2 protein-coding genes and 1 pseudogene are annotated in these 2,243 nt (G+C 75.4%); 1 reads left to right on the top strand and 2 read right to left on the bottom strand.

Features of this window, described 5'->3' with window-relative positions; translation table 11 throughout:
• A pseudogene (locus tag KMS84_RS38390) lies at positions 1-371 on the bottom strand (hypothetical protein); the annotation flags it as partial.
• 337 nt (positions 372-708) lie between these two features.
• Positions 709-1,155: a hypothetical protein gene (locus KMS84_RS38385; protein ID WP_256921187.1), complete on the bottom strand. Its 447-nt coding sequence runs from the start codon at positions 1,153-1,155 to the stop codon at positions 709-711.
• 223 nt (positions 1,156-1,378) lie between these two features.
• On the opposite strand from KMS84_RS38385, the gene KMS84_RS38380 reads away from it, so the two are divergent.
• A partial coding sequence (locus KMS84_RS38380; protein WP_256921186.1) for a PP2C family protein-serine/threonine phosphatase occupies positions 1,379-2,243 on the top strand: 865 nt, incomplete at its 3' end.

Below are 2,243 nucleotides of genomic sequence, written 5' to 3'. Positions count from 1 at the left end.
TCGCCGTCGCCGTGGCCGTCGCTGCGGACGTCGGCGCGGTCGCCGCGGAGCGCCTTCATCACGGCTGTGTGCGCGGCCGTGTTGCCGGCGTCCCAGGCGGTGCGGTAGGCGCGGGTCGCGGTGAACGAGCGGACCGCGTCGCGCAGGAACGCGGGGTTCATCCCGGCCTCGCGGGCCACGCCGTCGCCCACCGTGTCGGCGACGGCGTCCCGTACCGCGGGGTCCGTGGCGAGCGGCGCCATGGCGCTGACGTAGCCACGGGTGTCGGTGAGGCCGTACGCCGCCCAGGCCGCGAGCGCGCCGAACGGCGCCAGCAGGCAGGACAGCGTGACGAGGACGGCCGAGAGGGCGGTCCGCAGACGGGGGGACACCTCTCCAGGCAACGGTCCCGGGGCGGGGAACGCGAGCCCGTGGCGGCCGTACGGGTGGCGCCGAGCCCCGCGGGGCAGGCGTCCGGCCCGCGGGGGCTCCCTCCCTCCGGTGGAGGGTTCACCTGAACGGGTGTTTCCTGGTTCTGGGGAGAAGCCTGGTTCGCAAGGGGCGGGAGTCGTGCCCGTGTACGGGTGACGTCAGATGCCTCGTCGGACGGCCGGGAGTCGATCGTTCCCGGCCGGCCGGTGAGTGGAGGGATGAGGGAAACGCACGGGCCCCGGCGGGAACCGCCGGGGCCCGTGCGGCGTGGGGTGCGGGGGACGCGTGCCGCCGGGGTCAGCGGATGCGGTGGCCTGCCGCGTCCTCGTGCGTGTAGTAGCGGAAGAACAGGACGACGAAGGTCGCCGCCGCGACGGCCAGCCCCATGCCCGTGGAGCGCAGGACGCTCTCGGCGGACTGGCTGTAGAGGAAGCCCATGGCGCAGCCGGCGAACGCGGCCCAGAGCAGGGCGTGCAGTTCGCGCCGCATCCGCGGGGCGAGCGCGTGGACGCCGGTCCACAGCGCCGCGAACACGAGCGCGCTCACGAAGCCGAGCAGGAGGTTCCAGCCCGTGATGGGGCCGCCGGAACGGTTGTTGGCCGCGACCCAGTAGCCGTAGACGAGCCCCGCGACGGAGGCCGTGGCCCAGTTCGCGATCCGGTGGGTGCGTTCGCTGAAGACGTCGGGCGTCCGGGTGCGCGCGGAAGGGGTCCGCAATCCCGACGCCGGTGCCGCATGAGCCATGAGAGCGCTCCTCTCTCTCCTCGCCCCCGGCTTCCAGGTCACACCCCGGCCGCGGCCGTGGCAAGTCGGATGACACACGTTTCCCCAGGTTCGCGGACTCCTCTCCTCGCGGGGCGCCGACGCGGACGCCCGCGGGCCGGGAGGTGCGGGTGGCCGGGAGGCCCGGACGTCCGGGTGCGGGCGCGCGGATGCGGGAGCGGTCCGCCCGTGTTTCGCTGACTGCATGGAGCCCCGCGGTCACGGCCTGCTCGACCGTCGTCCGCGGAACGGGCGCAGGGACGTCCTGCAACGCCACCAGCTGCTGCGGATCCGGGGCCGCAGCGTCACCTGGCTGGTGCCCCTCGGCGTGCTCGCCGCCATCTCCTACACCGACTACAACACGAGCGGCGAGTTCCGCATCGTCTCGTGGTGCGTGTTCGTCTCCGCGATCGCCGCCGCGCTGTGCGGGGTGTGGACGACGGCGCTGTTCGCGGTCCTCGCCCTGGTCACGTACGTCCTCGGTGACGCCGCCTGGCCGTCGGAGTACCGGGAGGGGCCGGCGGACTTCGTCCTCGTCCTCGTCGGCGGGGTCCTGTCCGTGCTGGCCTCGTCGGTCCGGGTGCGCGGCGAGCGGCGGATGCTGCACATCATGCGCATCGCCGAGACCACCCGCCGGACCGTGCTGCGTCCGCTGCCGCCGCGCTGGGGCGGACTCGACCACGCGGCCGTCTACCTCGCCGCCGACGCCGACGCCCGCATGGGCGGCGACTTCTACGACATCCAGCCCGGCCCGCACGGCACGCGCGTCCTCGTCGGCGACGTGCAGGGCAAGGGGCTGGGCGCGGTGGAGGCGGCGGCCGCGCTGCTGGGCACCTTCCGGGAGGCGGCCTACCACGAGAGGGACCTGGCGACCGTGGCCGCGCGGCTGGAGACCCGGATGCGGCGGCATCGTCTGCACACCGTGGCCCTCGGCCGGGCGGACGGCGACCGGTTCGCCACGGCCGTGCTGATCGGCTTCCCCCCGGACGCGGCCTCGCAGGCGGCCCTGGCCGCGGCCCTGGACGCGGCCCCGGAGGCGGGGGCGGAGGCGGGGGCGGCGGCCCCGGGGC

Source organism: Streptomyces hilarionis (genome assembly GCF_024539675.1).
GTDB classification, from domain to species: Bacteria; Actinomycetota; Actinomycetes; order Streptomycetales; family Streptomycetaceae; genus Streptomyces; species Streptomyces hilarionis.
The sequence above is the reverse complement of the archived record's forward strand: the minus strand, read 5'-3'. Positions and strand labels throughout refer to the sequence as shown.